This window comes from Streptomyces sp. NPDC001530, assembly GCF_042894545.1.
GTDB lineage: Bacteria > Actinomycetota > Actinomycetes > Streptomycetales > Streptomycetaceae > Streptomyces.
Window position 1 is genome coordinate 111,590 of sequence record NZ_JBIAVS010000003.1, and the last position, 25,781, is coordinate 137,370.

Genomic DNA, 25,781 nt, shown 5'->3' on the forward strand with positions numbered 1-25,781 from the left:
GACTCCCGGGTTGTGCATAGCTACGTTCTGCTTACTGGAAGTCTACTTCCGCGTTGTGGAAACATCCAGAGGGGATGCGCTGGGGGCAGAGTGGAGGAGTGTGCCCTTGACGGCGCGGGGGCCGGAGTGAAGACTCCTTCAACAGAACGTTGAATTTCGTTACCTGGACGTAAACCCGCGGTATCGGGAGTCAACAGCGGCAGAGAGAGGGGTCCGGGTGTCCGACGTCGAACTGGTGCTGCGCTCGACGCGCGTCATCACTCCCGAAGGGACGCGCGCCGCATCGGTCGCGGTCGCCGCGGGGAAGATCATGGCCGTACTCGCGCACGACGCCGAGGTGCCGGCCGGTGCCCGGCTCGAGGACTTCGGCGACGACGTCCTGCTGCCGGGTCTCGTCGACACCCACGTGCATGTCAACGACCCGGGGCGGACGGAGTGGGAGGGCTTCTGGACGGCCACGCGCGCCGCGGCCGCCGGGGGCATCACCACCCTGATCGACATGCCGCTCAACTCCCTCCCGCCGACGACGACGGTCGACAACCTTCGTACGAAGAAGGAAGTGGCCGCGGCGAAGGCGCACATCGACGTCGGCTTCTGGGGCGGCGCGCTGCCCGACAACGTCAAGGACCTCAGGCCGCTGCACGACGCGGGCGTCTTCGGCTTCAAGGCGTTCCTGTCGCCGTCCGGCGTGGACGAGTTCCCCGAGCTGGACCAGGAACAACTCGCCCAGTCGCTCGCCGAGATCGCGGGCTTCGGCGGCCTGCTGATCGTGCACGCAGAGGACCCGCACCACCTCGCCGCCGCTCCCCAAAAAGGTGGCCAGAAGTACGCCGACTTCCTCGCCTCGCGCCCCCGCGACGCCGAGGACACCGCGATCGAGAACCTCATCGCCCAGGCCAAGCGGCTCAACGCGCGCGTGCACGTGCTGCACCTGTCGTCCAGTGACGCGCTGCCGCTGATCGCCGCCGCGAAGGCCGAGGGTGTACGGCTCACGGTCGAGACCTGCCCGCACTACCTCACGCTCACGGCCGAGGAAGTCCCGGACGGCGCCAGCGAGTTCAAGTGCTGCCCGCCCATTCGCGAGGCCACCAACCAGGACCTGCTGTGGCAGGCGCTCGCCGACGGCACCATCGACTGTGTCGTCACCGACCACTCGCCCTCCACGGCCGATCTGAAGACCGACGACTTCGCGACCGCGTGGGGCGGCATCTCCGGACTCCAGCTGAGCCTGTCGGCGGTCTGGACGGAGGCCCGCAAGCGCGGCCACAGCCTGGAGGACGTGGTCCGCTGGATGTCCTCGCGCACCGCGCGGCTCGTCGGCCTCGACGATCGCAAGGGCGCCATCGAGGCGGGCCGCGACGCCGACTTCGCGGTCCTCGCGCCCGACGAGACCTTCACCGTTGACCCCGCGGCGCTCCAGCACCGCAACCGGGTCACGGCGTACGCGGGCAAGACCCTCAGCGGCGTCGTCAAGTCCACCTGGCTGCGGGGCGAACGCATCGTGGCCGAGGGCGAGTTCAGTGAGCCGACCGGGCAGCTCCTGGCCCGGCACCCGTAACCGCGCACCCGTACCCGCCCCGCACCCGCAGCGGCCGACCCTCGAAAGGCAGATTGATCATCGTGACGGCGCAGCCTCAGTCCGATTTGGCCCGTTTCACCGGCGACGCGAACCCCTACGGAGGCGGCGACCCGTACGCGGACTACCGCACCGCCGACTTCCCCTTCACCCAGTACGCCAACCTTGCCGACCGGCAGCTCGGCGCGGGTGTCATCGCCGCCAACGACGAGTTCTTCGCCCAGCGCGAGAACCTTCTCGTGCCCGAGGCCGCCGAGTTCGACCCCGAGCACTTCGGCCACAAGGGCAAGATCATGGACGGCTGGGAGACGCGGCGGCGCCGGGGTGCCTCGGCCGAGCACCCGTGGCCGACGGCGGAGGACCACGACTGGGCGCTGGTGCGTCTCGGCGCGCCCGGTGTGATCCGGGGGATCGTGGTCGACACGGCCCACTTCCGCGGCAACTATCCGCAGGCGGTGTCGGTCGAGGGCACGTCGGTACCCGGCTCGCCGTCCCCCGAGGAACTCCTCGCCGACGACGTGAAGTGGACGACGCTCGTGCCGCGTACGGCGGTGGGCGGGCACGCGGCGAACGGGTTCGCCGTCTCCGTCGAGCAGCGCTTCACGCATCTGCGCGTGAACCAGCACCCCGACGGTGGTATCGCGCGACTCCGTGTGTACGGCGAGGTCATACCCGACCCGAAGTGGCTCTCGGTCCTCGGCACCTTCGACGTCGTCGCCCTGGAGAACGGCGGCCAGGTCGAGGACGCGTCCAACCTCTTCTACTCGCCCGCCACGAACACCATCCAGCCGGGGCGTTCCCGGAAGATGGACGACGGCTGGGAGACCCGTCGTCGGCGTGACACCGGCAACGACTGGATTCGTTACCGGCTCGTCGCGCAGTCCGAGATCCGGGCGATCGAGATCGACACGGCGTACTTGAAGGGCAACAGTGCGGGGTGGGCGTCCGTCTCCGTGAAGAACGGCGACGACGGGGACTGGACGGAGGTCCTCCCGCGCACCCGCCTCCAGCCCGACACCAACCACCGCTTCACCCTCGCGGCCGCCCCCGCCGTCGCTACCCACGCGCGCGTGGACATCTTCCCGGACGGGGGCATCTCCCGGCTGCGTCTGTATGGCTCCCTGACGGAGGAGGGCGCGACCCGCCTCGCGGCCCGCCACCAGGAACTGGGCGGCTGAGGAGGGTTTTTCGCCCCCTCCGCCCCTTCCCCTTCCCGTCCCCTGAGGGCTGCCGCCCCCAGACCCCCGCTACCGGCCTTGACGGCCTCGTCCTCACACGCCGGACGGGCTGAAATCAGCCCGTCCGGCGTGTGAGGCGGCGGGGGCGAGACACATTGCTCCTACGCCGCGTAGCCGCCGTCCACCGAGAACTCGGCGCCCGTGATGTACGCCGTCTCCACCCCCGCCAGATACGCCACCAGCGCCGCCACCTCATCCGCCGCACCGAAACGCCCCACCGAGGTCATCGCAGCCTGCTCAGCCGCAGACGGCCCGTCCGCAGGGTTCATGTCCGTGTCGATCGGCCCGGGGTGGACGATGTTCGCGGTGATCCCGCGACCCCCCAACTCCCGCGCCAGCGCCTTCGTCAGACCGATCAGCGCGGACTTGCTCGTCGCGTAGAGCGTCCCGCCCGGCCCGGGCACCCGCCGCGTCATACACGTGCCGAGCGTGATGATCCGCCCGCCGTGGTCCATGTGCACGGCAGCCGCCTGGGAGGCGAGGAAGACTCCGCGTACGTTCACGGCCAGGACCCGGTCGACATCGGCGAGGGACAGACTCTCCAACGGGGCGAGCAGACCGACGCCCACGTTGTTCACGAGGATGTCGAGGCCGCCCAGCGCTTCCACGGTGCGCCGCACGGCACCGGCCGCCTCCTCCGGATCCGCGGAGTCCGCCCGCAGTGCGAGCCCCCGCCGCCCGAGGGCCTCGACGGCGCGTACGACGTCCTCCGCCGCCTCCTTGCCGCTTACGTAGGTGATGGCCACGTCCGCGCCCTCCCGCGCGAGCCGGACGGCCGTCGCCGCACCGATGCCGCGGCTCCCGCCGGTCACCAGGGCCACCTTGCTGTTCATGGTTGCTTGTGAGGTCATGCGTCCATCTCAGCGGCGGCGGCACCGAACCGCTGGCGGCGAACGGACACCGAGTTCGGATCCCTCACGAGCGATGAGTTGCGGGCGCCGCCGGGGTCTGAAGTGATGACAACAGACCCCGCACCAGAAAGCAGGCACCCGACATGGGCAAGCTCGTCTCCACCATCTTCGTCACTCTCGACGGCGTCTATCAGGCCCCCGGCGGCCCCCAGGAGGACACCCGCGGCGGCTTCGAGCAGGGCGGCTGGAGCTTTCCGTACGGCGACGAGGACTTCGGCCGGTTCATCAACGAGGTCTTCGACCGCGCGGGCGCCTTCCTGCTCGGCCGCCGTACGTACGACATCTTCGCCTCGTTCTGGCCGAAGGTGACCGACCCCGCCGACCCGGTCGCCTCCCCGCTGAACGCGCTGCCGAAGTACGTCGCCTCGTCGAGCCTCACCGAGCCCGACTGGGCCGGCACGACCGTGATCGGCGGTGACCTCGCCAAGGAGGTCACCGCCCTCAAGGAGCGCACCGACGGCGAACTCCAGGTGCACGGCAGCGGAGCCCTCGTCCAGTCCCTGCTCGCCCTCGACCTCGTCGACACGATCCACGTGCTGACGTTCCCGGTCGTCCTCGGCGCCGGCCTGCGCCTGTTCCCCGAGGGCGCCGTCCCGACGGCCTTCCGGCACACCGGCGGCCGCGTCACCGCGTCCGGGATCTCCATCCAGTCGTACGACCCGGCAGGCCGCCCGGAGTACGGCTCGTACGAGCTCCCGGAAAACGCCTAGTCACCCCGTCGCCGCGTAGGTACGGTGATCGTTCCCGTGCGAGCCGCCGCCGTCTCCGCGCATGCCCGTCCGCAGGAGACCCGGAGCCGCTCACATGTCGTCCATCGCCGTACCCGGCGCGCTCGCGCCCCGCCGCGCCTGGCTCACCGACCTGCCCGTGCTGCTCGTGGCGGTGGTGTGGGGCGCCAGCTATCTCGCGGCCAAGGACATCACCACCGCGCGGACGGTGATCGCCGTGCTGGTGCTGCGCTTCGCGATCGTGCTGCCGGTGCTGGTGACCGCGGGATGGCGTGCGCTGCGGGCGCTGACGGCGGCGCAGTGGCGCGGGGCCGGAGTGCTCGGGCTGATCCTCAGCGGGATCTTCCTCCTGGAGACGTACGGCGTCGTGCACACCTCGGCGACCAACGCCGGCCTCATCATCAGCCTCACCATGATCTTCACGCCGCTCGCGGAAGCGGCCGTCACCCGGGTCCGCCCCTCGCGCGCGTTCCTCGCCGCGGCCGGTGTCTCCGTGCTCGGCGTCGTGCTGCTCACCCAGGGCGGCGGCTTCACCCGGCCCTCAACGGGTGATCTGCTGATGCTCCTCGCGGCCCTCGCCCGGACCGTGCACGTGCTCGCCATGTCCCGCATCAAGTCCGTCCAGGGCGCCGACGCGCTGTCGCTCACCACCGTCCAACTGGGCGCCGCCGTCGGGGTGTTCGCCGTGCTGTCGGCCGGCGCCGACGCGACGCCGTGGAGCGCGGCCGCGGACTTCGGCGCGCGGGAGTGGGCGGGGCTGCTGTTCCTCTCCGCCTTCTGCACGCTGTTCGCGTTCTTCGTGCAGATGTGGGCGGTGCGCCGGACCTCGCCGTCCCGGGTCAGTCTGCTGCTCGGCACCGAACCCCTGTGGGCCGCCGCGGCGGGGATCGCCCTCGGCGGTGAACGCCTCGGCGTGTTGGGGCTGGCGGGTGGCGTCCTGGTCCTCGTGGGGACCGCGTGGGGACGCCGGGCGGCAGGTTAACTCCCGGAAAATTCATCGGACTTGGCGGGAGAAAAACACTACCTTGACATTGACATGTCAGGGTCTACGCGCGTCATCCTAGGTTCATGAGATTCCCCCCACGCACCACTCGCATCGGCGCTCTGGTCGCCCTCATGTCCGCCCTGCTCATCGGTGGTACCGCCGTAGCCCCCGCCAACGCGGCGGCCACCTCCGTGGGCAGCATCTGCTACAGCGACCTGCCGTCCCAGGCGTACGACACGCTCGACCTCATCGCGTCGGGCGGTCCCTTCCCCTACTCCCAGGACGGCACCGTCTTCCAGAACCGGGAGCGTGTGCTGCCCTCCCAGTCCACGGGCTACTACCACGAGTACACGGTGATCACGCCCGGCTCCTCCACCCGCGGTGCCCGTCGCATCGTCACCGGTGAGGAGTACCAGGAGGACTACTACACCGCGGATCACTACGCCACGTTCGATCTGATCGACTTCGGCTGCTGATCCGCCGGTGCCCGAGGCCGCCGGAAGTCCGGTCCGCGTTCAGCCGGACTTCCGGCTCTCGGCGGCGGCGAACAGCGCGAGGGCCAGTACGAGGATTGTGACGCTCGCGTAGATCTCGTAGCCGTCGAGAAAGCCGAGCCGCTGGACGAGCCCCCACCCGTGCAGCCGGCCGGTGATCTCGTGCACCAGGCCCAGAGCGCCCTGAACCAGGGCGACACAACCGAGTAGCTCCAGAATCCGTCTCATGTGATGACCCTCGCCCCGCGGACCCCCCACATTCATCGGCCGCGGGGCGAGACATGTCCGACCGAGGTCGCCGCTCGCGGTGACCGGAGCGGCGACGAAAGTCTGAAGTGGCGCGACTTTGGTCGGTGATACCGGTCGGGGGGAGGTGGCGGCGGGCGCGGCTGCGTAGATTTGTCGACCGTGACTGGTGACGATCCGGCGCCTGCGCCGCGGGACCCTTCCGGGCGGGCAGCGGTGCGCCGGGCGCAGGCCTCGGCTGGGGAGACGGCGACCGCGGCGGGCGCTGCGGCGACTTCGCCGGAGGGGCTGGGCGGGCGGCTTCCGGAGGGGCTGGGCGGGCAACTGCCGGAGGGGTCGGCCGTGCAGTTGGTGCCTGTGCCTTCGGTGCAGGTCCTGCCGGGGCGGCGGTGGCTGCTGCCCTCGGCCGTGGTCGCCGAGCTGGATCCCGACGCCGAGCGCGCGCGCCGCTCCGGGCGGCCGCGCCGTACCGTGCGCGACTGGGTCGTCGACTTCGGATGCTTCCTGCTGGCCGTCATCTGCGGGCTGGCGGCCGCGAACACGCTGACCCACGACCCGAACACCCCGCACGGTCTCGCCGTCGTCGACCAGTGGCTCGGCGCGCTGGCCTGTGCCGCGGTGTGGCTGCGCCGCCGCTGGCTGCTGGGGCTCGCCATCGCCATGATCCCCGTCGGGCTGGTCTCGAACACCGCCGGCGGCGCGGGCCTGGTCGTCCTGTTCACCCTCGCCGTGCACCGGCCCTTCAAGTACGTGGGCTGGCTCGGCGGCGTCCAACTCGCGCTGTTTCCGGTCTTCTTCTGGCTTCGCCCCGACCCCGATCTCCCGTACGTGGCAGCCGTCGCCGTCACCGCGCTGCTCACCTCGGCGGTGGTCGGCTGGGGCATGTTCGTACGGTCCAAGCGGCAGCTCATGCTGAGTCTGCGGGATCGGGCGCGGCGGGCCGAGACGGAGGCGGCGTTGCGGGCCGAGCAGGCGCAGCGGCTCGCGCGCGAGGCCATCGCGCGCGAGATGCATGACGTGCTCGCGCACCGGCTCACGCTGCTGAGCGTGCACGCGGGGGCGTTGGAGTTCCGGCCGGACGCGCCGCGGGAGGAGGTCGCGCGGGCGGCCGGGGTGATCCGGGAGAGCGCGCACGAGGCGTTGCAGGATCTGCGGGAGATCATTGGTGTCCTGCGCGCCGGGGATTCCGACGACGCGGGGCGGCCGCAGCCGACGCTCGGCGCGCTCGACGCGCTGGTCGCCGAGTCCCGCTCGGCCGGCATGAAGGTCGTCCTCGACAACCGCGTCACGGATCCGGCCGCCGTCCCCGCGTCCGTCGGCCGCACCGCGTACCGCATCGCCCAGGAGGGCCTGACGAACGCCCGCAAGCATGCGCCCGGGGCGGAGGTGACCGTGACGCTCCGCGGAGCCCCCGGAGACGGCCTGACCGTGTCCGTCCGCAATCCCGCGCCGCCGGGAGCCGTCCCCCTTGTCCCGGGCTCGGGACAGGGGCTGATCGGCCTGACGGAGCGGGCGACGCTGGCCGGGGGCCGGCTGGAGCACGGGGGCGAGGAGGGCGGGGGGTTCCTGGTGCGGGCGTGGCTGCCTTGGGCGGGGTGACGGCGGGGGTACGCGGGGCGTAGGGCCGTCTTTTTTCGCCCCCTCCGCCCCTACCCGTCCCATACCTGGGGGCTCTGCCCCCAGACCCCCGTATCGCGCTGACGCGCTCGTCCTCAAACGCCGGAGGGGCTGAAAGATTCAGCCCCTCCGGCGTTTGAGGAGCGGGGGTCCAGGGGGCGGAGCCCCAGGGGACGATGGGGGTCCCCCCTGCTCGAGCGAAGCCGAGAGCTTGGGGGAGGGTAGGGGCGGCGGGGGCTCAGGTGGTGGTGTGGAGTACGACCCGTTTGCCGTGTAGCTCGCCGCGTTCCATGCGGTGGTGGACGTCCGCTGCCGCGCTGAGCGGCAGGGTTTGCGTGGTGCGGGGGCGGAGAAGGTCGCGGGCGAGGAGGTCGTTGATGGTGGTCGCCGCTGCGGCGAGTTCCGCGGTGGTGGCGTGGGAGATGGCGAAGCCCCGTACGGAGGCGTCTTTCATGTAGAGGGGGCCCACGGGGAGGACGGGTTCGTCCTTGGCGCCGGCCAGCAGGACGATACGGCCGCGGTGGGCGAGGAGGGCGACGGCGGCGGCGAGGTCGTTGCGCCCGGAGGTGTCGACGTGCAGGTCGAACCCGGCGGGAGCCAGCTGCGCGAGGCGCCGGGTGAGGTCGGGGGCGTGGTAGTCCACGACCTCGGAGGCCCCGAGGCCCTGGCAGTAGTCGTGGTCGCGCGGCGACGCCGTCGCGATGACACGGGCGCCCGCGCGGACCGCGAGGACCACCAGCGCGGCGCCCACGTTGCCCGCGGCGCCGCCGACCAGCACCGTCTTGCCCGGGCCCAGGCCGCCGTGGGTGAACAGGGCGAGATACGCGGTGGCGGCCGGGTGCACCACGGCCACGGCGACCTCGGGCGGCACGCCCGCAGGGAGCCGGTAGAGCCGGTCGACGGGCACCGCCGCCCGCTCGGCCGCGGCCCCCTGACGGCCGCCGTGCCCGAGGCTGTTGCACCACACGGCATCACCGACGGCGAACCCACCCCCGGCCGAGGCGACCGTGCCCACCAGGTCCCGGCCGATGACGAAGGGGAATTCCAGCGGCGTACGGAAGACCCCTGAACGGACAAAGGTGTCCACCGGGTTGACCGTGGTGGCCGCCACGTCGACGAGGACCTCGTCGGGGCCCGGCACGGGTGTGGCGAGCTCTCCGTAGCGAATGACGTCGGGTGGGCCGAGCTGTTCGACATAAGCGGCACGCATGGCCATGGATTCTTCCACCGCGGGAGCGCACCCGCGCGAGACCCGCGCGTTCTTCGTCAAGTCGCCGTCCAGTGGTGCTCAAGGCGCCCGGGAATTCCCACCGCCGAAGTCCCGAGGACAACAACCGCGGACTTGACGGACCCTCACGGGTACTTTTGCCCGCGCTTCCCGACCGGCGCAGCATTCCGGGCATCAGCGGAAAACACCGGGAGTGACAAGACCGTGAGTGACAAGACCGTGAGTGAAAACGTTGTTGAGGGAAGCCCCCTGTTCAAGGTCGCGGCCGACGTGCGCATCGACGCCACGCCGCTCCAGGTCTACTCGGTCGTCAGCGACCTCGGCCGCAGTGGCGAGTGGAGCGAGGAGTGCGTCGGAGGGGAGTGGGTGGAGGGCGAGCCCGCCACCGTGGGCGCCGTCTTCCGCGGTGACAACCACCGTGACGAGGACGTCGTCGCCTGGGCCCCCGTCGTGCGCGGCGCCTGGAGCACACGCTCCGAGGTGGTCGCGGCCGAGGCCGGCGCCACCTTCGCCTGGGCGATCCAGGACTCCTCGGGGCGCAGGCAGGAGAGCGTCTGGACCTTCGACATCGAGGCCGAGGGCACCGGCAGCCGACTGATCCACCACTTCAGGATGGGCGCCCCGACGGAGGGAATCCGCGGAATCACCGCGGAGATGGACGCGGAGCGGAAGCAGGCGTTCTTCGCCGACTGGGGAGCCAAGCTGGAAAAGGATCTGGCGGCGACCGTCGAGCGCATCAAGGACGTCATCGAAGGCGAATTCAAGAGCTGAATTCCGAGCCTGTGGAGCCTGGGTAGGAGAGGGCGAGCACGTGTTGCTGCAACGGATAGGAAACCGGGGAATCCGGCTCGGGACGCTCTTCGAGCGAGCGGCCGCCCGGCACCCCGCGAACGTACTGATTCTCGACCACGATCTCGACATCGCGCCCGGCCTCGGGCGCCGCGCCACGGTCGCCGAAGTCGCCGACCTGGTCGACGACTTCGCGTCCCGGCTGTGGGCGGCACGCGTCCGGCCCGGCGACCGCGTGGTCATCTACAAGTCCGACGGATTCGACATCACCCTGCTCGCCTGTGCCACGGCCCGGGTCGGTGCCGTGCCGGTGCTGCTGTCGCCGAAGCTCGACGGGGAGACGGTGACCGAGCTGGTACGGCGCACCGACCGGCCGTATCTCGTGACCGACCAGGCGAAGCTGGAGCAGGAGCTGCCGAACTCCGTGTTCGGGCTGGCCTCCGCGGTGCTGCTGACCTCCGGCGGCCACCCGGCGGCCACCGCGCTCAGTGAGTTCGCGGGCGTCGAGCGCGTCGCGCCGGTGACCATGCCACCCGAGCACCCGACGCTGATCACGCACACGTCGGGAACCACCGGCACGCCGAAGCTCGCCGTGCACACCGGGCTGACTCTGCAGGCCCGTTACCGGCCGCAGGCCTCCGTCGTCACGCCGCTCATCCGGGGTCGCGAGACGATCGCCATGCATGTGTCGTTCGTGCACTCCCGGCTCTTCACGGCGCTCGCGATCTCACTGCACCGCGGATTTCCCATCGTCGTCCTCGCCGATTCCGATCCCGCGCATGTCGGGGACCTCTTCGCGCAGTTGCGGCCCGGAATTCTGGAAGCGCACCCCAACTCGTTCATGAAATGGGAGGAGTTGGCCGACGACCCGCGACGGCCGCTGTCCAACGTCAAGCTCTACAGCAGCACGTTCGATGCCATCCACCCGCGGACCGTGCAGCGGCTGCTGGGTGCGACGGACCGCCGGGCGCCCGTCTTCGGGCAGCTGTACGGGCAGAGCGAGATCGGGCCGGCCGTCGCGCGCTCCTTCAGCAGGCGCCGGCCGGCGGAGGCCGACGGGCGCTGTGTGGGGATGCCCTTCCCCGGCATGACGGACGTGCGGGTCGTCAGCCGCAACGGACAGCCGCCGTCCAAGGACAACCCCGGGTTCATCGAGGTGAAGAGCGACGGCCGCATCGTCACCTATCTCGGCGAACAGGAGCGCTACGACAAGCAGTTGTCCGAGGGTGGCTGGTGGCGCATGGGTGACGTGGGCTACCGCACCAAGTGGGGCTGTCTGCATCTGCTGGACCGCGAGGTCGACGTCATCGAGGGCTTCGGCTCCACACTGGCCGCCGAGGACCGGCTGTTCGCCCGGCTCGACGACCTCGCCGAGGTCATCATCATCCCCGGCGCGGACGGCAGGGCCGTACCCGTGGTGTGCACCAAGGACGACGTACCGCTGGATCTCGACGCGTGGCGTGCCGCGGCCGAGGGGCTGCCGCCGATGGCCGATCCCGTGCAGTGGCGGCTCGCCGATCTGCCGCAGACGGCCACCACCAAGATCAAGCGCCTGGAACTGGCTCGCGTGCTCACCAAGCAGGGCGGCTGACGACATGATCGAGACAGTCATCACCGGCGGAGGCATCGGCGGGCTCGCCACGGCGCTCGCCCTCGCGATGCGCGGCCATCGGGCCGTCGTCCTGGAACGGGCCCCGGAGTTCGCCGAGATCGGCGCCGGCATCCAGCTGGCGCCCAATGGAATCCACGCCCTCGACCGGCTCGGCGTCGGCGGCGCGGCACGCGCCCTGGCCGTCCGCATGGACGAGCTGCGGTTCATGGACGGCGTGAGCGGCGAGCACGTGACCAGCATGCCGCTCACCGAGGAGTACCAGGACAGGTTCGGAAACCCCTATGTCGTCGTGCACCGCGCCGAGCTGCACGCCCTGCTGCTCGGCGCCTGCAAGGCCTGGGACACCATCGAGCTGCGCGGCGGCAGCGCCGTCACCGGCTACGAACAAGGCCCCAGTAGCGCCTCCGCCGTACTGGAGAGCGGTGAACGGGTCACCGGCGACGCGCTGATCGGCGCCGACGGCATCAACTCCGCGGTCCGTGCGCAACTGGTCGGCGACGGCGAGCCGCGCGTCTCCGGGATCACCGTGTACCGCGCGGTCATCCCCATGGAGCGGGTGCCCGAGGAGCTCCGCCGCAACACCTCCGTGGTGTGGTGGACGGGCCCCGGCTGCCACTTCGTGCACTACCCGATCGCCGGCGGCAAGTACCTCAACCTCGCGGGCAGCAAGGACGACGGCGGCACCGAGGCGTTCGCCGGCGTGCCCGCCGAAAAGGCCCACGTACGGCGGCAGTTCGGCGCCCTCGGGACGGACGCACAGCGCCTCGTCGAGCTGGGCGAGGGCTGGCGGTCCTGGATGCTCGTGGACCGCGACCCGGTCGACCACTGGACCGACGGACGCGTCACGCTGCTCGGCGACGCCGCCCACCCGATGCTGCACTACGCGGCACAGGGCGCCTGCCAGGCCCTCGAGGACGCCGTCCACCTGGGTGACCTGCTGGCGGACGGCAGCGCGGACGACGTGTCCCAGCGCTTCGAGAAGTACACCGCCGACCGCCGCGAACGCACCGCCGCGATCCAGCTCGCCGCGCGCGAGAGCACCCGGCTGTGGCACCCCGCGGGCGGTGTCGCGCTCGCCAGGAACGCACTCCTGTCCCAGCTCACCCCCGGCCAGCTGCACGACCAGGTGGCCTGGATGCACGGTGCCCGGGACTTCGGCGCGACCACGCCGGCACCGGCCTACCTCTCAACCCACCTCAATCTGAATGGAGTTCAGGAATGAGCAGCAGCCGTCTCCAGGTCGCCATCGTGGGCGCCGGACCGCGCGGACTGTCCGTACTGGAGCGCCTGTGCGCGAACGAGCGCAAGCGGCCCACGCACACGGACGTCACCGTGCACGTCGTGGACCCGTCCCCGGCCGGTGCCGGAGCGGTCTGGCGGGCCCAGCAGTCCCGGCATCTGCTCACCAACACGGTGGCCTCGCAGATCACCGTCTACACCGACGACAGCTCGCAGATCGAGGGCCCCATCGAGCCGGGTCCGAGCCTGTACGAATGGGCCCAGGGCCTGTCCCTGCTCGGCCAGTTCGGCGGCTACGACAACGAGACCCTCGACGAGGCCGAGCGCCTCGGCCCCGACTCCTACCCCTCCCGGGCCTTCTACGGCCGCTATCTGCACGACGCGTTCAAACGGGTCGTCGCACGCGCCCCGAAGCACGTCACCGTGACCGTGCACTCCTCCCGCGCGGTGGCCATGGCCGACACGCACGGCGTCCCCGGCGGTCCGCAGGGCCTGCGCCTGGAGGACGGCACCCGGCTCAACCAGCTGGACGCGATCATCCTGGCGCAGGGGCATCTCCCGGCGCGCCTCACCCCGCGCGAGGCCCGCACCGCGAGCCTGGCCCGGATCCACTACCTGACGTACATCACGCCCTGCAACCCGGCCGACGCCGACCTCAGCTCGATCGCGCCCGGCCAGAACGTCCTGATCCGCGGGCTCGGTCTCAACTTCTTCGACCACATGGCCCTCTTCACCCTCGGCCGCGGCGGCAGCTTCGTCGAGGAGGACGGCAAGCTCGTCTACCAGCCCTCGGGCCGCGAGCCCAAGCTGTACGCCTTCTCGCGGCGCGGCGTCCCGTACCACGCGCGCGGTGAGAACGAGAAGGGCGCGTACGGGCGTTACTACCCGAAGCTGCTCACCGGCCAGTACATCGAGGACCTGCGGGCGCGCTCCGAGGACGGCGAACGCGTCAACTTCACCGCCGATCTGTGGCCGTACATCTCCCGCGAGGTGGAGAGCGTCTACTACGGAACGCTGCTGTCCGCGAAGGGCCGCGACGACGACCGCGAGGCACTGGTGAACGCCTACCTCGCCCTGGAGGAGGGCGAGAGCCCCGACGCGCTGCTCGACTCGTACGGCATCGAGAGCGGTGAGCGCTGGGACTGGGAGAAGCTCTCCCGGCCGTACGGCGACCGGAAGTTCGCCGGCCGCGACGACTTCCAGGAGTGGCTGCTCGACTATCTCCGCCAGGACGTGGTCGAGGCCCGCTCGGGCAACGTCAGCGGACCGCTCAAGGCGGCCCTCGACGTCCTGCGCGACCTGCGCAACGAGATCCGGCTCGCCGTCGACCACGGGGGTCTGGAGGGCAACTCGCACCGCGACGACCTGGAGGGCTGGTACACGCCCCTCAACGCCTTCCTCTCCATCGGTCCGCCGGCCGCCCGTATCGACCAGATGATCGCGCTGATCGAAGCCGGCGTCCTGGAGATCACCGGGCCGGGCACCCAGGTCCGCCTGGACACCCTCAACCAGGTCTTCGTCGCCGACTCATCTGCCGTACCCGGTACGCCGATCCGCGCCACCGCGCTGATCGAGGCCCGGCTGCCCGAGCCCGACATCCGGCGCACCGACGACCCGCTGCTGAGCCACCTGATCAACACCGAGCAGGCGGGCCCGTTCCGGATCGGCGGTACCTGCGGCACGAGCTACGAGACCGGCGGGCTCGCCGTCACCGAGCGGCCCAACCGGCTCCTCGACGCCCGCGGCCGGGCGCACCCGCGCCGGTTCGCCTACGGCGTGCCCACCGAGTCCGTGCACTGGGTGACCGCGGCCGGCATCAGGCCCGGCGTCGACTCGGTGACCCTGGGCGACTCCGACGCGATCGCCCGCGCCGTGCTCGGACTGCCCCCGGCCGCCCAAGTACCCGCCGGAGTAAGGCCGGTGACCGACGACACCGACACCGATCTGACAGGAGTGATCGTGTGACCCACTCACTGGACGCACACCTGGACCCGGACGTCCTGACCGACTCGGGTCTGCTGTCCCCCGTGCGTGCCGGTACCCCCGTCGAGGCGGCCGTCTGCGACCGGGCATGGCTCCAGGCCATGCTCGACGCGGAGGCCGCCTTGGCCCGTGCTCAGGCACGGCTCGGGACGGTACCGAGGCCCGCGGCGGACGCCATCACCCGGGCGGCGCGCGCGGACCGCTTCGACCTGCGCGCCCTCGCCCTCGCCTCCCGCGAGACCGCCAACCCCGTCGTCGGGCTGGTGCAGGCGCTCACCCGGGCCGTGGCGGCCCAGGACGAGGGCGCCGCGGAGTACGTGCACCGGGGCTCCACCAGCCAGGACGTCCTGGACACCGGGGCGATGCTGGTCACGGCCCGGGCGCTGCGGCTGCTCCGCGCCGACCTCGTACGCATCGCCGGCGCGCTGGGCGCCCTGGCCCTGGAGCACCGCGACACCCTCATGGCGGGCCGCACACTGGCCCTGCAGGCCGTGCCGACGACCTTCGGGCTCAAGGCCGCCGGGTGGCGCGAGCTGGTGCTCGACGCCTCGCGGCGGATCGAGCGGGTCCTTGACGGGGGGTTGCCGGTGTCGCTGGGGGGCGCGGCGGGGACGCTGGCGGGGTATCTGGAGTACGCGGCGATCGACGGCGACGGCGAGGTCGGGGAGGAGGCGGGTGACTATCTCGGGCGGCTCGTCGAGGCGTTCGCCGCCGAGACCGGCCTTGCGCCTTCCGTACTTCCCTGGCACGCGCTGCGTACCCCGATCGCGGATGTCGCGGCGGTGCTGGCCTTCGCGGCGGGTGCGCTGGGGAAGATCGCCGTGGACGTGCAGTCGCTGACCCGCACGGAGGTCGGCGAGGTCACCGAGCCGTCGGTGGCCGGGCGCGGCAGTTCGTCCGCGATGCCGCACAAACGCAATCCCGTGCTCGCCACGCTGATGCGTGCCGCCGCGCTCCAGGTTCCGGTCATGGCGGCCGGGCTGACGCAGTGTCTGCTGTCCGAAGACGAGCGGTCGGCGGGTGCCTGGCACGCCGAGTGGCAGCTGCTGCGGGAGTGCCTGCGGCTGGTGGGGGGTGCGGCCCATACGGCGGTGGAGCTCGCCGAGGGGCTGGAGGTCAGCCCGCGGCGCATGCGCGAGAACCTCGCGCACAGCGGGGCCCAGCTGGTCTCCGAGCGCATCGCGGCCGTCCTCGCGCCCCGGCTGGGCAAGGCCCGGTCGAAGCAGCTGCTGAGCGACGCGGTCACGGTTGCCCGTGAGACGGGGCGGGCGCTGCCCGAGGTGCTCGCCGACGATGCCGCCGTGGGGCGGCTGCTCAGCGCCGCCGAACTGGCCGGCCTGTGCGATCCGGCCGGGTACACGGGGGGTGCGGGGGCGCTGGTCGACCGGGCTCTGGGCCTGCCGGCCGTCCCGGCGGACGAGCGCCGGGCCGCGTAGCCGCACACCCACCGCGAGAGATCCGCCCTCCCCCGGATGCCGGGGGAGGGCCTTTTTTCGCCCCCTCCGCCCCTACCCGTCCCGTACCTGGGGCTCCGCCCCAGACCCCGCTCCTCAAACGCCGGAGGGGCTGAATCTTTCAGCCCGTCCGGCGTTTGAGGACGAGCGCGTTAGCGCGATAGCGGGGGTCTGGGGGCGGCAGCCCCCAGGTACGGGACGGGTAGGGGCGGAGGGGGCGAAAGAATCCCGGCCGCGAGGGACAAGGGAAGGGCCCCGGCCCCCTGGGGGAAGGGGCCGGGGCCTGTGGGGACGGGGTCAGGTGGTCTGGAGGGGGGCGTGGATGGTGTCGAGGAGGGAGGCGATGACGGACGGGCCGTTCTGGGTGAGGACCGACTCCGGGTGGAACTGCAGGGAGGCGAAGCCGGGCCCGCGCAGGGCGTGCACCTCACGGTTGCCCGGATCGCGGCAGACCTCGACCACGCCCACGCCGGGCACGTCGAGCCGGTCCCCGGTGCTGCGCGCGGCGAACGTGTTGTAGAAGCCGACCCGCTCGCGCCGCCCGAAGAGATCGATCTCGCGCTGCACGCCCTGGTTCGGCACGGTACGGCGGCTCAGGTCGAGCCCCAGCTCCAGGCTGAGCACCTGGTGGCTCAGGCAGACCGCGAGGAACGGCTTGCGCGCGTCCAGCAGCGTGCGCACGGCCGAGCGCAGATGGGCGATCTTGGGGTGGGTCAGGTCACGCGGGTCGCCGGGGCCGGGGCCCATGACGACCAGGTCGTAGTCGTCGAAGGAGTAAGGCTCGTCGAAGCGACGGACCGTCACCAGCAGCCCCATGGAGCGGAGTTGGTGGGCGATCATGGCGGTGAAGGTGTCCTCGGCGTCCACCACGAGGACCCGGCGCCGGTCCGCGACCGGCGCCTGCCGCTCGCCCTCGGCCAGCCAGAACCCGGCGATCGTCGTGTTCCGCGCGGCCAACGCCCCCCGCACACTGGGGTGTTCGGCGAACCGCGTCGGCTCCTCCGTGCCGAGCGCCGCGAGCAGGCCGGCCGCTTTGGCACGGGTCTCGGCGACCTCGGAGTCCGGGTCGGAGTGGCGTACGAGCGTGGCGCCCACGCCGATGCTCAGGCGGCCCTCGGACGAGATGTCCGCCGTACGGATCAGGATCGAGGAGTCCAGAGTGCGCCCGCCCTGCGCGTCGTGGCCGATCAGGGCCAGGACTCCGCTGTAGTAGCCGCGGCCGTGCGGCTCATGGCGGCGGATGACGCGGGCCGCGCTCTCCAGCGGAGAGCCCGTGACCGTCGGCGCGAACAGCGTCTCGTGCAGGATCTCGCGCGGATCGCGGTCCGTCTCGCCCTCGATGAAGTACTCGGTGTGCGCGAGCCGGGCCATCTCGCGGAGATACGGGCCGACCACCCGGCCGCCCGTCTCGCAGATCCGGGCCATCATCTTGAGTTCCTCGTCGACGACCATGTACAGCTCGTCGGCCTCCTTGCGGTCGGCGAGGAAGTCCATGACGTCGGGGAGGGTCGGGCCGGCCGCGGGATAGCGGTAGGTGCCGCTGATGGGGTTCATGACCGCCGTACCGCCGTGCATGCTGATGTGCCGCTCGGGGCTCGCCCCCACCAGGGTGCGGGTGCCGGTGTGGACGAGGAAGGTCCAGTACGCGCCGGACTCCTGCTCCATCAGCCGGCGGAAGAGCGTCAGCGCGCTCGCCGGGGAGTAGCCGGTGATGTCGGCCGTGAACGACCGCTTGATGACGAAGTTCGCGCCCTCGCCCTCGCCGATCTCCTCCTTGATGATCCGCCGGACGGTGTCCGCGTACGTGGCGTCGTCGATGTCGAAGTGGCCGCCGGCCAGCCGGATCGGCACATCGGGGACGCGTGCCAGCACGTCCGCCACCGGCAGGGTCTCCTGCCCGGTGACGGTCAGGGCGAGCAGCGGCGTCCCGTCGTCGGCGACGTCGTAGCCGCGCTCCTCGATCTGCCGGTACGGGACCAGGGCCAGCACCTCGTGACCGGGCGCGGGCGTGGTGGCGAGCGGGATGCCGGCCAGGGTCGCCGGTTCGCTCACCTCGCCGACGAGGACCTCCAGTTGGGAGCGGCCGGTGGCCGCGGGCCGGTGCAGCAGGGCGTACGCGGGCGTCTGCCCGGACAGCACCTGGTCGAGCAGGTCGCGCGGAGCGCCGGTCATGCGAAGACCTCCTTGGCGGGGATGACGACGGCACAGCGCTGGGCCGCGTAGTGGAGTGCGGTGCGATGGTCCTTCGCCGAGAAGTCGGCGACCGCGTCGGCGACGACGAAGGGCTGGATGTCGTGCGAGAACGCCTCGGTCGCGGTGATCAGCACGCCGACGTGTGCGTACACACCGCAGATGATCAGCTGGTCGCGGCCCGCGGCGCGCATGCGCTCCAGCAGGTCGGTGCGGAAGAAGGCGCTGTAGCGCCATTTGGTGAGCAGCCAGTCGCCCTCCCGCGGCGCGAGCGGCTCGACGACCTCGCGGTCGACGGGGTCCACCCGCATGCCCGGGCCCCAGAAGTCGGCGAGCAGTCCGCGCTGCCCGGCCGTCATGCCGCCGGGCTGGGCGGTGTACGCGACCGGCACGCCGAGTTCGGCGGCGCGGTCCCGTAACAGCGTGGCGTTGCCGACGAGTTCGTCTCCTGGTCCCTGGTCGGGCAGGGGTTTGAGGAAGTAGCGCTGCATGTCGTGGACGAGCAGCACCGCACGCTCCGGATCCGCCACCCAGGCCGCCGTGTTGGGCGGCAGGTCGCCCGGCGCGGGCATCGCGTACGGCTCGATGGTCGGTATGCCTGCCATGGAAGTCCCTTCGGATATACGTGGGTTCGGGCCGTCGGCACGTGACGTCAGGTGCCCGTACGCGCGCTCAGGCGCCCAGCGACGCGCCGCCGTCGACGGTGAGCATGTGCAGGGTGATGTGCGCGGCGCGGTCCGAGAGCAGGAAGACCACGGCGTCGGCGATGTGCGAGGGCTGGGCGATCCGGCCCAGCGGGATGCCCACGCGGAAGGCGTCCGCGCGGCCCTCGACGGTGCCGCGCGGCCCCGACTCGTCGTGCCACATCGAGCTGAGCATCGGCGTGTCGGTGGAGCCGGGCGCCACGACGTTGCAGCGGATGCCGTGCCGGGCCACCTCGAGGCCCAGGCTCCGGGTGAACATGGTGGCCGCCGCCTTGGACGCGGCGTACGCGGCCATCTCGGTGCGCGGGGTGGCCGCGGCGTTCGAGGAGACCGTGACGATCGCCCCGCGCCCGCGCGCCGCCATACGGTCGACGACCGCGCGGCTGACGTGGAAGACGCCGTTCACATTGACCGCGAACGTGGTCTGCCAGTCCTCGTCGGTGAAGCTGCGGACCTCGCCGAGACGCAGCACGCCGGCCGCGTTGACCAGGTACTCCACCGGGCCGAGCCGCCCTTCGACGGCGTCGACCGTCGCCTCCACCGCCGCGCTCCCGTTGACGTCGGTGGCGAACGCCTCGGCGCGCAGCCCGTCCGCGGTGAGCTTCTCCACGGACTCGCGCAGCGCGTCGGCGTTCCGGTCGACGGCCGCGACCACCGCGCCCTGTTCGGCGAGCGCGCGGCTCACGGCGGCACCGATGCCGCCCGCGGCGCCCGTCACGAGGGCGACCCTGTTCTGAAACTCCTGATCGTTCATGTGCGGGACCTCCCTGGTCCGGTCATCCGCGCCAGGCCGAGACCACCGAGGCGGCCTGGACCGGGTTGAGCCGCGGGTCGCAGAAGCTCGTGTACTTGTCGCCCACGTGACCGAGGTCGGCCACGCCCGTGACGCACTCCGTGACGTGGTCCGGAGTCGTCTCCAGATGCAGCCCGCCGGCGATCCCGCCAGAGGTCCGCACCGCGCACTGGAAGCCCTCGACCTCGCGCACGATCGTCTCCACGAAGCGGGTCTTGAGGCCGTCGGGCGCCGTCACCGTGTTGCCGTGCATGGGATCGGTGAGCCAGATGACCGGGTGACCGGCCGCGCGCACCGCCCAGACCAGCGACGGCAGCCGATCGGAAACCACGTCGGCCCCCATCCGCGCGATCAGCGTCAGCCGCCCGGGCTCCCGCTCCGGGTCCAGCCGTTCGCACAGCGTCAGCAGATCGCGTACGGACGTCTGGGGCCCGACCTTGCAGGCCACCGGGTTGACGACCTGGGACAGCAGGGCGACATGGGCGCCGTCCGGCTGCCGGGTGCGCTCGCCGATCCACGGCCAGTGGGTCGAGGTCAGCAGCAGTCTGCCCTCCTCGTCCCGGCGGACCAGGGGGAGTTCGTAGTCGAGCAGCAGGGCCTCGTGGCTGGTGAACACCGGCGGGCAGATCACGGACGGGCGGCCGTCACCCAGCCACCCGAGGTGCCGTACGGCCTCCTGGGCCGCCGCATAGCCGTCCAGCAGCCGACGCGGGTCGGGCCGGCGCAGCTCCGGGTCGGGCTCCGGGCTGTTGACCATGTGCCCCCGGTAGACGGGGAGTTCGGTGCCTCCGATCACTTCGGTGGGCCGGGAACGCGGCTTGGCGAACTGGCCGGCCATGCGGCCGACCCGGACCACGGGCGTATGGGTGATCATCTTCAGGGTGCCGGCGAGCACATCCAGCAGACCGGCCTTGCGGGCGACATAGCCCGCGGTGCATTCGGTGGGGTCCTCGGCACAGTCCCCGGCCTGGACCACATGGGCCTCACCGACGGCCACCCGCGCGAGCAGATCGCGCAGGGCGAACACGTCGTCGAGGCCGACGAGTGCCTGACTGTTCGTCAACTCCCCTCTGACCGAACGGATCAATTCTGTCCTGCCCCAATCCGGCTGCTGCAGGGCAGTCCGGGATCGGACACTGGGCAGATCAATGTCCACGGTTATCTCCAAGAGTGTTTCTGCGAGCGCCATTGCGACAAAGGGTGCGAGGACGACGGGATTCGGCCCACGACGCATCGGCGAGTACGTCAGGTGGGGCGCGGGTCCATCAGGTCGCCCAGAGGTTTCAGTCACGCCCGTCAGGCGGCGAGTTGACATTGTCCGAAGCGGGATTCCGCACAGTCCGCCACGACCGCGCATGCTGATCCGTCGTCCTCAATTCGCGGCGCCGGGAGGGGTTATGCGGGGCGGAACACTGCGTCGTCTCATTTCCGAGGGCGTTTCCCCATGGCTGAATGGATTTCACCGGGGATTTCTCCAGTCGCGGCGCCTTGCCGCGCTGACGGCGCAGGACGGCGTGCGCGGCGCGGCCGCCCAGCCCGCCCTGCTGGCCGCCGCCCTCTCCGTCGACACCGCCTATCACCCGCAGCTGGACCGACTGGCCAGGGACGGTGTGGGCGTCGGCGAGGCGCTACGGGCGCTGCAGGTCCAGGACGTCCGCCGGGCCTGCGACGACCTCGGCCGCACGTATGAGGCCTCGGGGCGGCACGAGGGCCATGTCTCCATGGACCTGGATCCGCGGCTCGCCCACGACGTCGACGCCACCGTCGCCGAGGCGGCCTCTCTGGTCGTGGCCGTCGCCCGGCCGAACGCGCTGGTGAAGATCCCGGCCACCCCCGAAGGACTCACGGCCATCAGGGACTGCGTCGGCCGGGGCATCGGCGTGCACGCCACCGAGGTCTACACGGCCGGGCGCTACCGCGAGGTCGTCGAAGCGTACTGCGGCGGCCTCGAGATCGCCCGAGGCGCCGGGCGGTCGCTGCACGCCATCGCCTCGCTGGCCTCGGCGCCGGTGCACCGCATCGACACCGAATGCGACGCCCGACTGGCCGAGTTGGGTACCTCCGCAGCCCGCGGCCTGCGCGGCGAGACGGCCCTCGCACTCGCCCGCCTGATGTACCAGGAGTACGACGAGCAGCTGGGCAGCACCCGCTGGCGGCGGCTTGCCGCAGCGGGCGCCCGACCGCAGCGCCTGCTGTGGACGGTGGACGGACCGCACACCGCTGACCAGGCCGGATACGCGGCCCGGCTGGTGGGCTGGCACACGGCGCTCGCCCTGCCGCTGCGCGCCCTGCTCGCCGCCGACCGCTGGGAAACGCCGCGCGGGGACAGCCTGAGCGGCCGACAGCGGGACGCCCGGCGGGTGTTGGACGAATTCGAACGCACCGGCCTACGCTTCGAGGCGGTCGCCGGGAGGCTCGCAGCACATGGCGAGAAACGGTCGGTCCGCTCGTGGGAGGCGCTCCGAGGGACGGTGGGCACCCAACTGCGGCTGCGCGCCGGCCGATAGCGACGCACGAGAACACACGCGCGGGGGAGTGGGAGGCAGTGTGTCCCAGGAGCCGACGCGGGACGCCAGTTCCGCCGTACTCGAACTGCTGGCGGCGGGAGCCCCCGCCGACCGTCTCACCTCCCTCGTGGACGAGGCCAGGCACCGCGGCGCGGACGCCGCCGAACTCGCGGAGCTGGAGCGCGCCGCCCGGCTCGGCCTGAGCATTTCCTCACGCTGGGAGCGCCACCGGCAGAGGGAGAGTGGACTGTCCACGCTCCTTGAGGCCGCCCGGGACCTGGGCGCCGTGCACCAGCCGGAGCCCGCACTGGTCCAGGCGATCGCCCGGCGGGCCCGGCTGCTGCTGGGGCTCGACATGGCGTACGTCTGCTTCCCCGACGAGGACGGCCAGGACCACCCCGACCACCAGGACGCGGTGAGAGTCCGCGTCTGCGCCTCCGACGGACGGATCGCGACGCTCGACGCGGGGCTGACCCTGCCGGTGTGCCAGGGGCCCGGAAGCATGGCGATGACGGACCCGGTGCCGTTCTGGACCGCCGACTACCTCACCGACGAGCGGATCGAGCGCAGCGCCGAAGTCGACGAGGTGATCAGGGCCGAGGGGCTGCACACCGTGATGGCGGTGCCGCTGAACCGGCAGACCCGGCCCTTCGGCGTGCTGCACATCGCCGCGCGGAGCGTGCGGCACTTCACCGCGGACGAGGTGGCGCTGATGAGCGCGTACGGCGAGCTCGCCGGCGCCACCGTGGAGCGGGCCCGGCTCCTCGACCGGGCCGCGGCCCTCAGCGAGTCCGGCGACGCGCACGCGAAACTGCTCCAACTGGTGCTCGGCGGCGGCGACTTGAACGAGGTGGCGGAGGAGACCAGCAAGCTCCTCGACGGCGCCGTACGGATCTGCGGCTCCGACGGCGTGGTGCTCGCCACCGCGGGCGAGGTGCCGGAGGTCGAGTGGGAGCACGCCGCGGCGGGCGCCCTGGACGCACACGGCGCCTGTCACCCCGTACCGCTGGACGAGGACGACATGTGGGCCGCGCCGATCTGCACCGGCACCGTCGACCTCGGCACCGTCCTGGTGCACCCCAACCGGCCGCTCACCGACGACGGTGTCCAGCTGCTCGGTTTCGCGACCCAGGCCATGGCGGTGCTGCTGCTCCTGGAGAACAGCAGGGCCGCGATCGCCGAGGGCCAGGTGCGCGACGATCTCCTCGACGAGCTGCTCACCCACCCCGGCCTGTCGCCGAAGAAGATACGCACCCGGGCCCGCCGGCTCGGTGTCGAACTGGACGGCCCGCATGTGGTCGTCGTCGCCCGGCCGGAGGAGGAGACACCGGCCAGGGCCTCGGTGTGGGCGGCCTCGTACGCATACCGCAAGAGCGGCCTGAAGACCATGCGGCACGGCACGGCGGTGTTCCTGCTGCCGGGCACCGACCCCGGCGCGGCGGCCCGGGCGCTGTCCGGCGAACTCGCGCCGCTGCTCGGTCATCCGGTGACGGTGGCCGCCTCGGGGCCCGTCGCGGACCCGGCCGGAGTGCGGCACAGCTACCAGGAGGCGGTGCGCTGCCTGGAGGCGATGACGGCGCTCGGCGCGGTGGGCCGGGCGGGCTCCGCGGGCGAACTCGGCTTCCTCGGGCTGTTGTTGTCCGAACACCATGACGCGGAGGGCTATATCGAGTCCGTCCTCGGACCGCTCCTCGCCTACGACGAGCAGCGGCTGTCCGAGCTGACCCACACGCTGGAGGCGTTCTTCGAGGCGGGGGCCAGCCCCACGTACGCCGCGCGACGGCTGCACGTCCATCCCAACACGGTCGCCCGGAGGCTCGAACGGATCAGTGAGCTGGTCGGCCCCGATTGGCAGCAGCCCGGGCGCGCGCTCGAAGTGCAGCTGGCGCTACGGCTGTTCAGGATCCGGAGCCACCTGGTGGGCCGGGAGCCGCCACGGGACCTGGTGGCGGATCGGGAGGAGTGACGGGGCCCGCGCCGGGGCGGGAGCCGGGGGCTGAACCTCACGGGGCGGGAGCCGGGGCTGAACCTCATGAGTGGTGACTGACCCCGTGGCGGGGAGGGAGTCGTGACCGGGCCCCCTGGCGGGGCCGGGCGGGCCCCGCTCAGGAGGCCTGCCGTACGTCCCCGCCGGTCCGCAGCTCCTCGTCGTACGTCCCGTACGTCCCGTCGAGCGCCGCGACCGCATGGGCGGCCGAGGCGAGCGTGGCGTGCCGGTGCCAGCCGTTGAAGGAGCGGCCCGCGTAGTCGCGGATGCCCACCCGCTCGGAGATCTCCGTGAAGTCGCGGTCGACCCGGCCGACGAGCCTGCTCAGCCGCATCAGCGCGACAGGGCTCAGGTCCACCAGGTCGGTCAGCCACAGCTCGCTCGGCCACGCCTTGCCGCTGTCACCGATGCCGACGAGGAGCATGTCTCCGCCGCCCCGCATACCGGGGGCGCGGGAGGCGCCACGGATCCGTACGGCGGCCACCAGGCTGGTGCGCATGGCGTGTTCGGGGCTGTGGTCGCGCCACACCGCGGGCCGGCGCAGCAGCTTCGCGGCGGCCATGATCTGCTGGGCGGGCAGCGCCTCCGGCGTCGTGCGGCCGATCTGCGCGGGGTCGGCCGCGGTCAGCCGCAGCGAGCCGCTGACCCGGATCAGGTGCCGTACACCGGCGGAGCGGAAGCGGCGCACCACGGACATGGCGTCCATGTCCCGCGCGTCCATCACCACCGGGCGGGCGGGCAGCCCCCAGTCCCGCACGGCGAGCATGGCCTCGACGGCCGACTCCTCCGGGGACTCCTCGCGCACGCTGTCCGGAATGGCGGCCTGCCGCCGGCGAAGTCCGTTGTCCAGCCAGTCCTGCGGGATGTCGAGGCGCCAGTTGACCGGAACGCTGGTCTCCTGAGCGGCCGCCCACACGCCCACGGCCTGCTGCACGCCCCGGATCTGACCGAGCTCGGGGACGTAACGGCGGTACACGCCCACCGAGTTGTCGCCCGCCTTGGGGATGACCATCCGGCGGATCACATACGCCTCCGGGGCCACGGTGCGCGCGACGTACTGAGCGAGCGCCTTGCGGACCGGCATCCAGTGCCAGGTTGAACTGGAAACGAAGTGGTGGAGGCTCTGCTCGCGGGCCGAACCGCCGGTCGGCGCCGCCATGTTGCGTATCGACTTGCGCCCCTCGGTCGCAAGGAGGCCACGGATGTACTCCTCGCCCTTCCTGCGCTGATCGCTGCGCGGAAAGGTGGCGAACAACGTGGACGAGAGTTCGGTGCCGCTCATCGTAATCCCACCTCGGTTCGAAGTCGCTCGGTTGAGCTGGCTCCACAGTGCGCGGCACTCAGTGCCACGCCCAGGTGGTCCGATCACACGGTTGGGACCGGCGACGGTGGCCGGGCAACCGCCGGGGCGACGGGTGGTGGCGGGCCCACCGCGGGGGCCCGCCGAGTGGTGTCCGGACCACCGCGCACGGGGCCGCCGCGGACCCCTCCGACGCCTCT

21 protein-coding genes are annotated in these 25,781 nt (G+C 71.9%); 13 read left to right on the plus strand and 8 right to left on the minus strand.

What is annotated here, in order from left to right:
- Positions 1-217: 217 nt before the first annotated feature.
- Both allB and alc read left to right on the plus strand, forming a co-directional pair.
- Positions 218-1,558, plus strand: coding sequence for an allantoinase AllB (allB, locus tag ACFY0T_RS06090; RefSeq protein ID WP_388865046.1), 1,341 nt, complete (start codon positions 218-220; stop codon positions 1,556-1,558).
- Between the two features lie 62 nt (positions 1,559-1,620).
- The gene (gene alc, locus ACFY0T_RS06095; protein WP_388865047.1) at positions 1,621-2,754 is read left to right on the plus strand and encodes an allantoicase; all 1,134 of its coding nucleotides are present in this window, start codon (positions 1,621-1,623) and stop codon (positions 2,752-2,754) included.
- A 161-nt stretch (positions 2,755-2,915) separates the two neighbouring features.
- Here the strand turns inward: alc and ACFY0T_RS06100 are convergent, their stop codons facing one another.
- Positions 2,916-3,665 (minus strand): 3-oxoacyl-ACP reductase family protein, encoded by a 750-nt coding sequence (locus ACFY0T_RS06100; protein ID WP_388865049.1) that lies wholly within the window; start codon positions 3,663-3,665, stop codon positions 2,916-2,918.
- Positions 3,666-3,808: 143 nt separating this feature from the next.
- On the opposite strand from ACFY0T_RS06100, the gene ACFY0T_RS06105 reads away from it, so the two are divergent.
- The 3 genes from ACFY0T_RS06105 (at position 3,809) to ACFY0T_RS06115 (ending at position 5,914) form a co-directional block, all read left to right on the plus strand.
- A complete protein-coding gene (locus ACFY0T_RS06105) occupies positions 3,809-4,435 on the plus strand; it encodes a dihydrofolate reductase family protein (RefSeq protein WP_388865051.1) in 627 nt (208 codons plus the stop codon).
- 94 nt (positions 4,436-4,529) lie between these two features.
- On the plus strand, positions 4,530-5,435 hold the full coding sequence (locus ACFY0T_RS06110; RefSeq protein ID WP_388865053.1) for a DMT family transporter: 906 nt from the start codon (positions 4,530-4,532) through the stop codon (positions 5,433-5,435).
- An 86-nt stretch (positions 5,436-5,521) separates the two neighbouring features.
- Positions 5,522-5,914: a ribonuclease domain-containing protein gene (locus ACFY0T_RS06115; protein ID WP_388865055.1), complete on the plus strand. Its 393-nt coding sequence runs from the start codon at positions 5,522-5,524 to the stop codon at positions 5,912-5,914.
- Positions 5,915-5,953: 39 nt separating this feature from the next.
- Here the strand turns inward: ACFY0T_RS06115 and ACFY0T_RS06120 are convergent, their stop codons facing one another.
- On the minus strand, positions 5,954-6,160 hold the full coding sequence (locus ACFY0T_RS06120; RefSeq protein ID WP_388865057.1) for a hypothetical protein: 207 nt from the start codon (positions 6,158-6,160) through the stop codon (positions 5,954-5,956).
- Positions 6,161-6,520: 360 nt separating this feature from the next.
- On the opposite strand from ACFY0T_RS06120, the gene ACFY0T_RS06125 reads away from it, so the two are divergent.
- Positions 6,521-7,777 (plus strand): histidine kinase, encoded by a 1,257-nt coding sequence (locus ACFY0T_RS06125; RefSeq protein ID WP_388865663.1) that lies wholly within the window; start codon positions 6,521-6,523, stop codon positions 7,775-7,777.
- A 256-nt stretch (positions 7,778-8,033) separates the two neighbouring features.
- On the opposite strand, the gene ACFY0T_RS06130 is transcribed toward ACFY0T_RS06125, so the two are convergent.
- Positions 8,034-9,005: an NADPH:quinone reductase gene (locus ACFY0T_RS06130; RefSeq protein WP_388865666.1), complete on the minus strand. Its 972-nt coding sequence runs from the start codon at positions 9,003-9,005 to the stop codon at positions 8,034-8,036.
- A gap of 222 nt (positions 9,006-9,227) precedes the next feature.
- Between ACFY0T_RS06130 and ACFY0T_RS06135 the strand changes: the two genes are divergently transcribed.
- The 5 genes from ACFY0T_RS06135 to ACFY0T_RS06155 are packed head-to-tail and all read left to right on the plus strand — an operon-like array spanning position 9,228 to position 16,082.
- Complete coding sequence (locus ACFY0T_RS06135; RefSeq protein ID WP_388865058.1) at positions 9,228-9,794, plus strand: SRPBCC family protein; 567 nt, start codon at positions 9,228-9,230, stop codon at positions 9,792-9,794.
- A 40-nt stretch (positions 9,795-9,834) separates the two neighbouring features.
- Complete coding sequence (locus ACFY0T_RS06140) at positions 9,835-11,403, plus strand: class I adenylate-forming enzyme family protein (protein ID WP_388865060.1); 1,569 nt, start codon at positions 9,835-9,837, stop codon at positions 11,401-11,403.
- Between the two features lie 4 nt (positions 11,404-11,407).
- Entirely contained in the window at positions 11,408-12,646 is a 1,239-nt protein-coding gene (locus ACFY0T_RS06145) for an FAD-dependent monooxygenase (protein WP_388865062.1), read from the plus strand.
- Positions 12,643-14,628: an FAD/NAD(P)-binding protein gene (locus ACFY0T_RS06150; RefSeq protein WP_388865063.1), complete on the plus strand. Its 1,986-nt coding sequence runs from the start codon at positions 12,643-12,645 to the stop codon at positions 14,626-14,628. The genes ACFY0T_RS06145 and ACFY0T_RS06150 overlap by 4 nt, the downstream gene beginning before the upstream one ends.
- Positions 14,625-16,082 carry a lyase family protein gene (locus tag ACFY0T_RS06155; RefSeq protein ID WP_388865065.1) on the plus strand — a complete coding sequence of 486 codons (1,458 nt, stop codon included), beginning with the start codon at positions 14,625-14,627 and terminating at the stop codon, positions 16,080-16,082. The genes ACFY0T_RS06150 and ACFY0T_RS06155 overlap by 4 nt, the downstream gene beginning before the upstream one ends.
- A gap of 315 nt (positions 16,083-16,397) precedes the next feature.
- Here the strand turns inward: ACFY0T_RS06155 and ACFY0T_RS06160 are convergent, their stop codons facing one another.
- The 4 genes from ACFY0T_RS06160 to ACFY0T_RS06175 all read right to left on the minus strand — a co-directional run bounded on the left by ACFY0T_RS06160 (position 16,398) and on the right by ACFY0T_RS06175 (position 20,943).
- Positions 16,398-18,272, minus strand: a complete 1,875-nt coding sequence (locus ACFY0T_RS06160) for an anthranilate synthase family protein (RefSeq protein WP_388865066.1) — start codon at positions 18,270-18,272, stop codon at positions 16,398-16,400.
- Positions 18,269-18,895, minus strand: a complete 627-nt coding sequence (locus ACFY0T_RS06165; RefSeq protein ID WP_388865068.1) for an isochorismatase family protein — start codon at positions 18,893-18,895, stop codon at positions 18,269-18,271. The genes ACFY0T_RS06160 and ACFY0T_RS06165 overlap by 4 nt, the downstream gene beginning before the upstream one ends.
- A gap of 67 nt (positions 18,896-18,962) precedes the next feature.
- Entirely contained in the window at positions 18,963-19,748 is a 786-nt protein-coding gene (locus ACFY0T_RS06170) for a 2,3-dihydro-2,3-dihydroxybenzoate dehydrogenase (RefSeq protein ID WP_388865070.1), read from the minus strand.
- A gap of 22 nt (positions 19,749-19,770) precedes the next feature.
- The gene (locus tag ACFY0T_RS06175; RefSeq protein WP_388865071.1) at positions 19,771-20,943 is read right to left on the minus strand and encodes a 3-deoxy-7-phosphoheptulonate synthase; all 1,173 of its coding nucleotides are present in this window, start codon (positions 20,941-20,943) and stop codon (positions 19,771-19,773) included.
- 241 nt (positions 20,944-21,184) lie between these two features.
- Between ACFY0T_RS06175 and ACFY0T_RS06180 the strand changes: the two genes are divergently transcribed.
- Together ACFY0T_RS06180 and ACFY0T_RS06185 are read left to right on the plus strand one after the other, a co-directional pair.
- Positions 21,185-22,294 carry a transaldolase family protein gene (locus ACFY0T_RS06180; protein ID WP_388865073.1) on the plus strand — a complete coding sequence of 370 codons (1,110 nt, stop codon included), beginning with the start codon at positions 21,185-21,187 and terminating at the stop codon, positions 22,292-22,294.
- 40 nt (positions 22,295-22,334) lie between these two features.
- Entirely contained in the window at positions 22,335-24,260 is a 1,926-nt protein-coding gene (locus ACFY0T_RS06185; RefSeq protein ID WP_388865074.1) for a helix-turn-helix domain-containing protein, read from the plus strand.
- A gap of 139 nt (positions 24,261-24,399) precedes the next feature.
- Here ACFY0T_RS06185 and ACFY0T_RS06190 read toward each other — a convergent pair whose 3' ends face one another.
- Positions 24,400-25,563: an IS701 family transposase gene (locus ACFY0T_RS06190; RefSeq protein WP_388865076.1), complete on the minus strand. Its 1,164-nt coding sequence runs from the start codon at positions 25,561-25,563 to the stop codon at positions 24,400-24,402.
- Positions 25,564-25,781: the final 218 nt, after the last annotated feature.

Bases quoted from the DNA above. Each gene is read 5' to 3' on its own strand.
- ACFY0T_RS06100 (WP_388865049.1), bottom strand. From the start codon at position 3,665: ATGACCTCACAAGCAACCATGAACAGCAAGGTGGCCCTGGTGACCGGC.
- ACFY0T_RS06105 (WP_388865051.1), top strand. From the start codon at position 3,809: ATGGGCAAGCTCGTCTCCACCATCTTCGTCACTCTCGACGGCGTCTAT.
- ACFY0T_RS06110 (WP_388865053.1), top strand. From the start codon at position 4,530: ATGTCGTCCATCGCCGTACCCGGCGCGCTCGCGCCCCGCCGCGCCTGG.
- ACFY0T_RS06115 (WP_388865055.1), top strand. From the start codon at position 5,522: ATGAGATTCCCCCCACGCACCACTCGCATCGGCGCTCTGGTCGCCCTC.
- ACFY0T_RS06120 (WP_388865057.1), bottom strand. From the start codon at position 6,160: ATGAGACGGATTCTGGAGCTACTCGGTTGTGTCGCCCTGGTTCAGGGC.
- ACFY0T_RS06130 (WP_388865666.1), bottom strand. From the start codon at position 9,005: ATGCGTGCCGCTTATGTCGAACAGCTCGGCCCACCCGACGTCATTCGC.
- ACFY0T_RS06145 (WP_388865062.1), top strand. From the start codon at position 11,408: ATGATCGAGACAGTCATCACCGGCGGAGGCATCGGCGGGCTCGCCACG.
- ACFY0T_RS06150 (WP_388865063.1), top strand. From the start codon at position 12,643: ATGAGCAGCAGCCGTCTCCAGGTCGCCATCGTGGGCGCCGGACCGCGC.
- ACFY0T_RS06160 (WP_388865066.1), bottom strand. From the start codon at position 18,272: ATGACCGGCGCTCCGCGCGACCTGCTCGACCAGGTGCTGTCCGGGCAG.
- ACFY0T_RS06165 (WP_388865068.1), bottom strand. From the start codon at position 18,895: ATGGCAGGCATACCGACCATCGAGCCGTACGCGATGCCCGCGCCGGGC.
- ACFY0T_RS06170 (WP_388865070.1), bottom strand. From the start codon at position 19,748: ATGAACGATCAGGAGTTTCAGAACAGGGTCGCCCTCGTGACGGGCGCC.
- ACFY0T_RS06180 (WP_388865073.1), top strand. From the start codon at position 21,185: ATGCGGGGCGGAACACTGCGTCGTCTCATTTCCGAGGGCGTTTCCCCA.
- ACFY0T_RS06190 (WP_388865076.1), bottom strand. From the start codon at position 25,563: ATGAGCGGCACCGAACTCTCGTCCACGTTGTTCGCCACCTTTCCGCGC.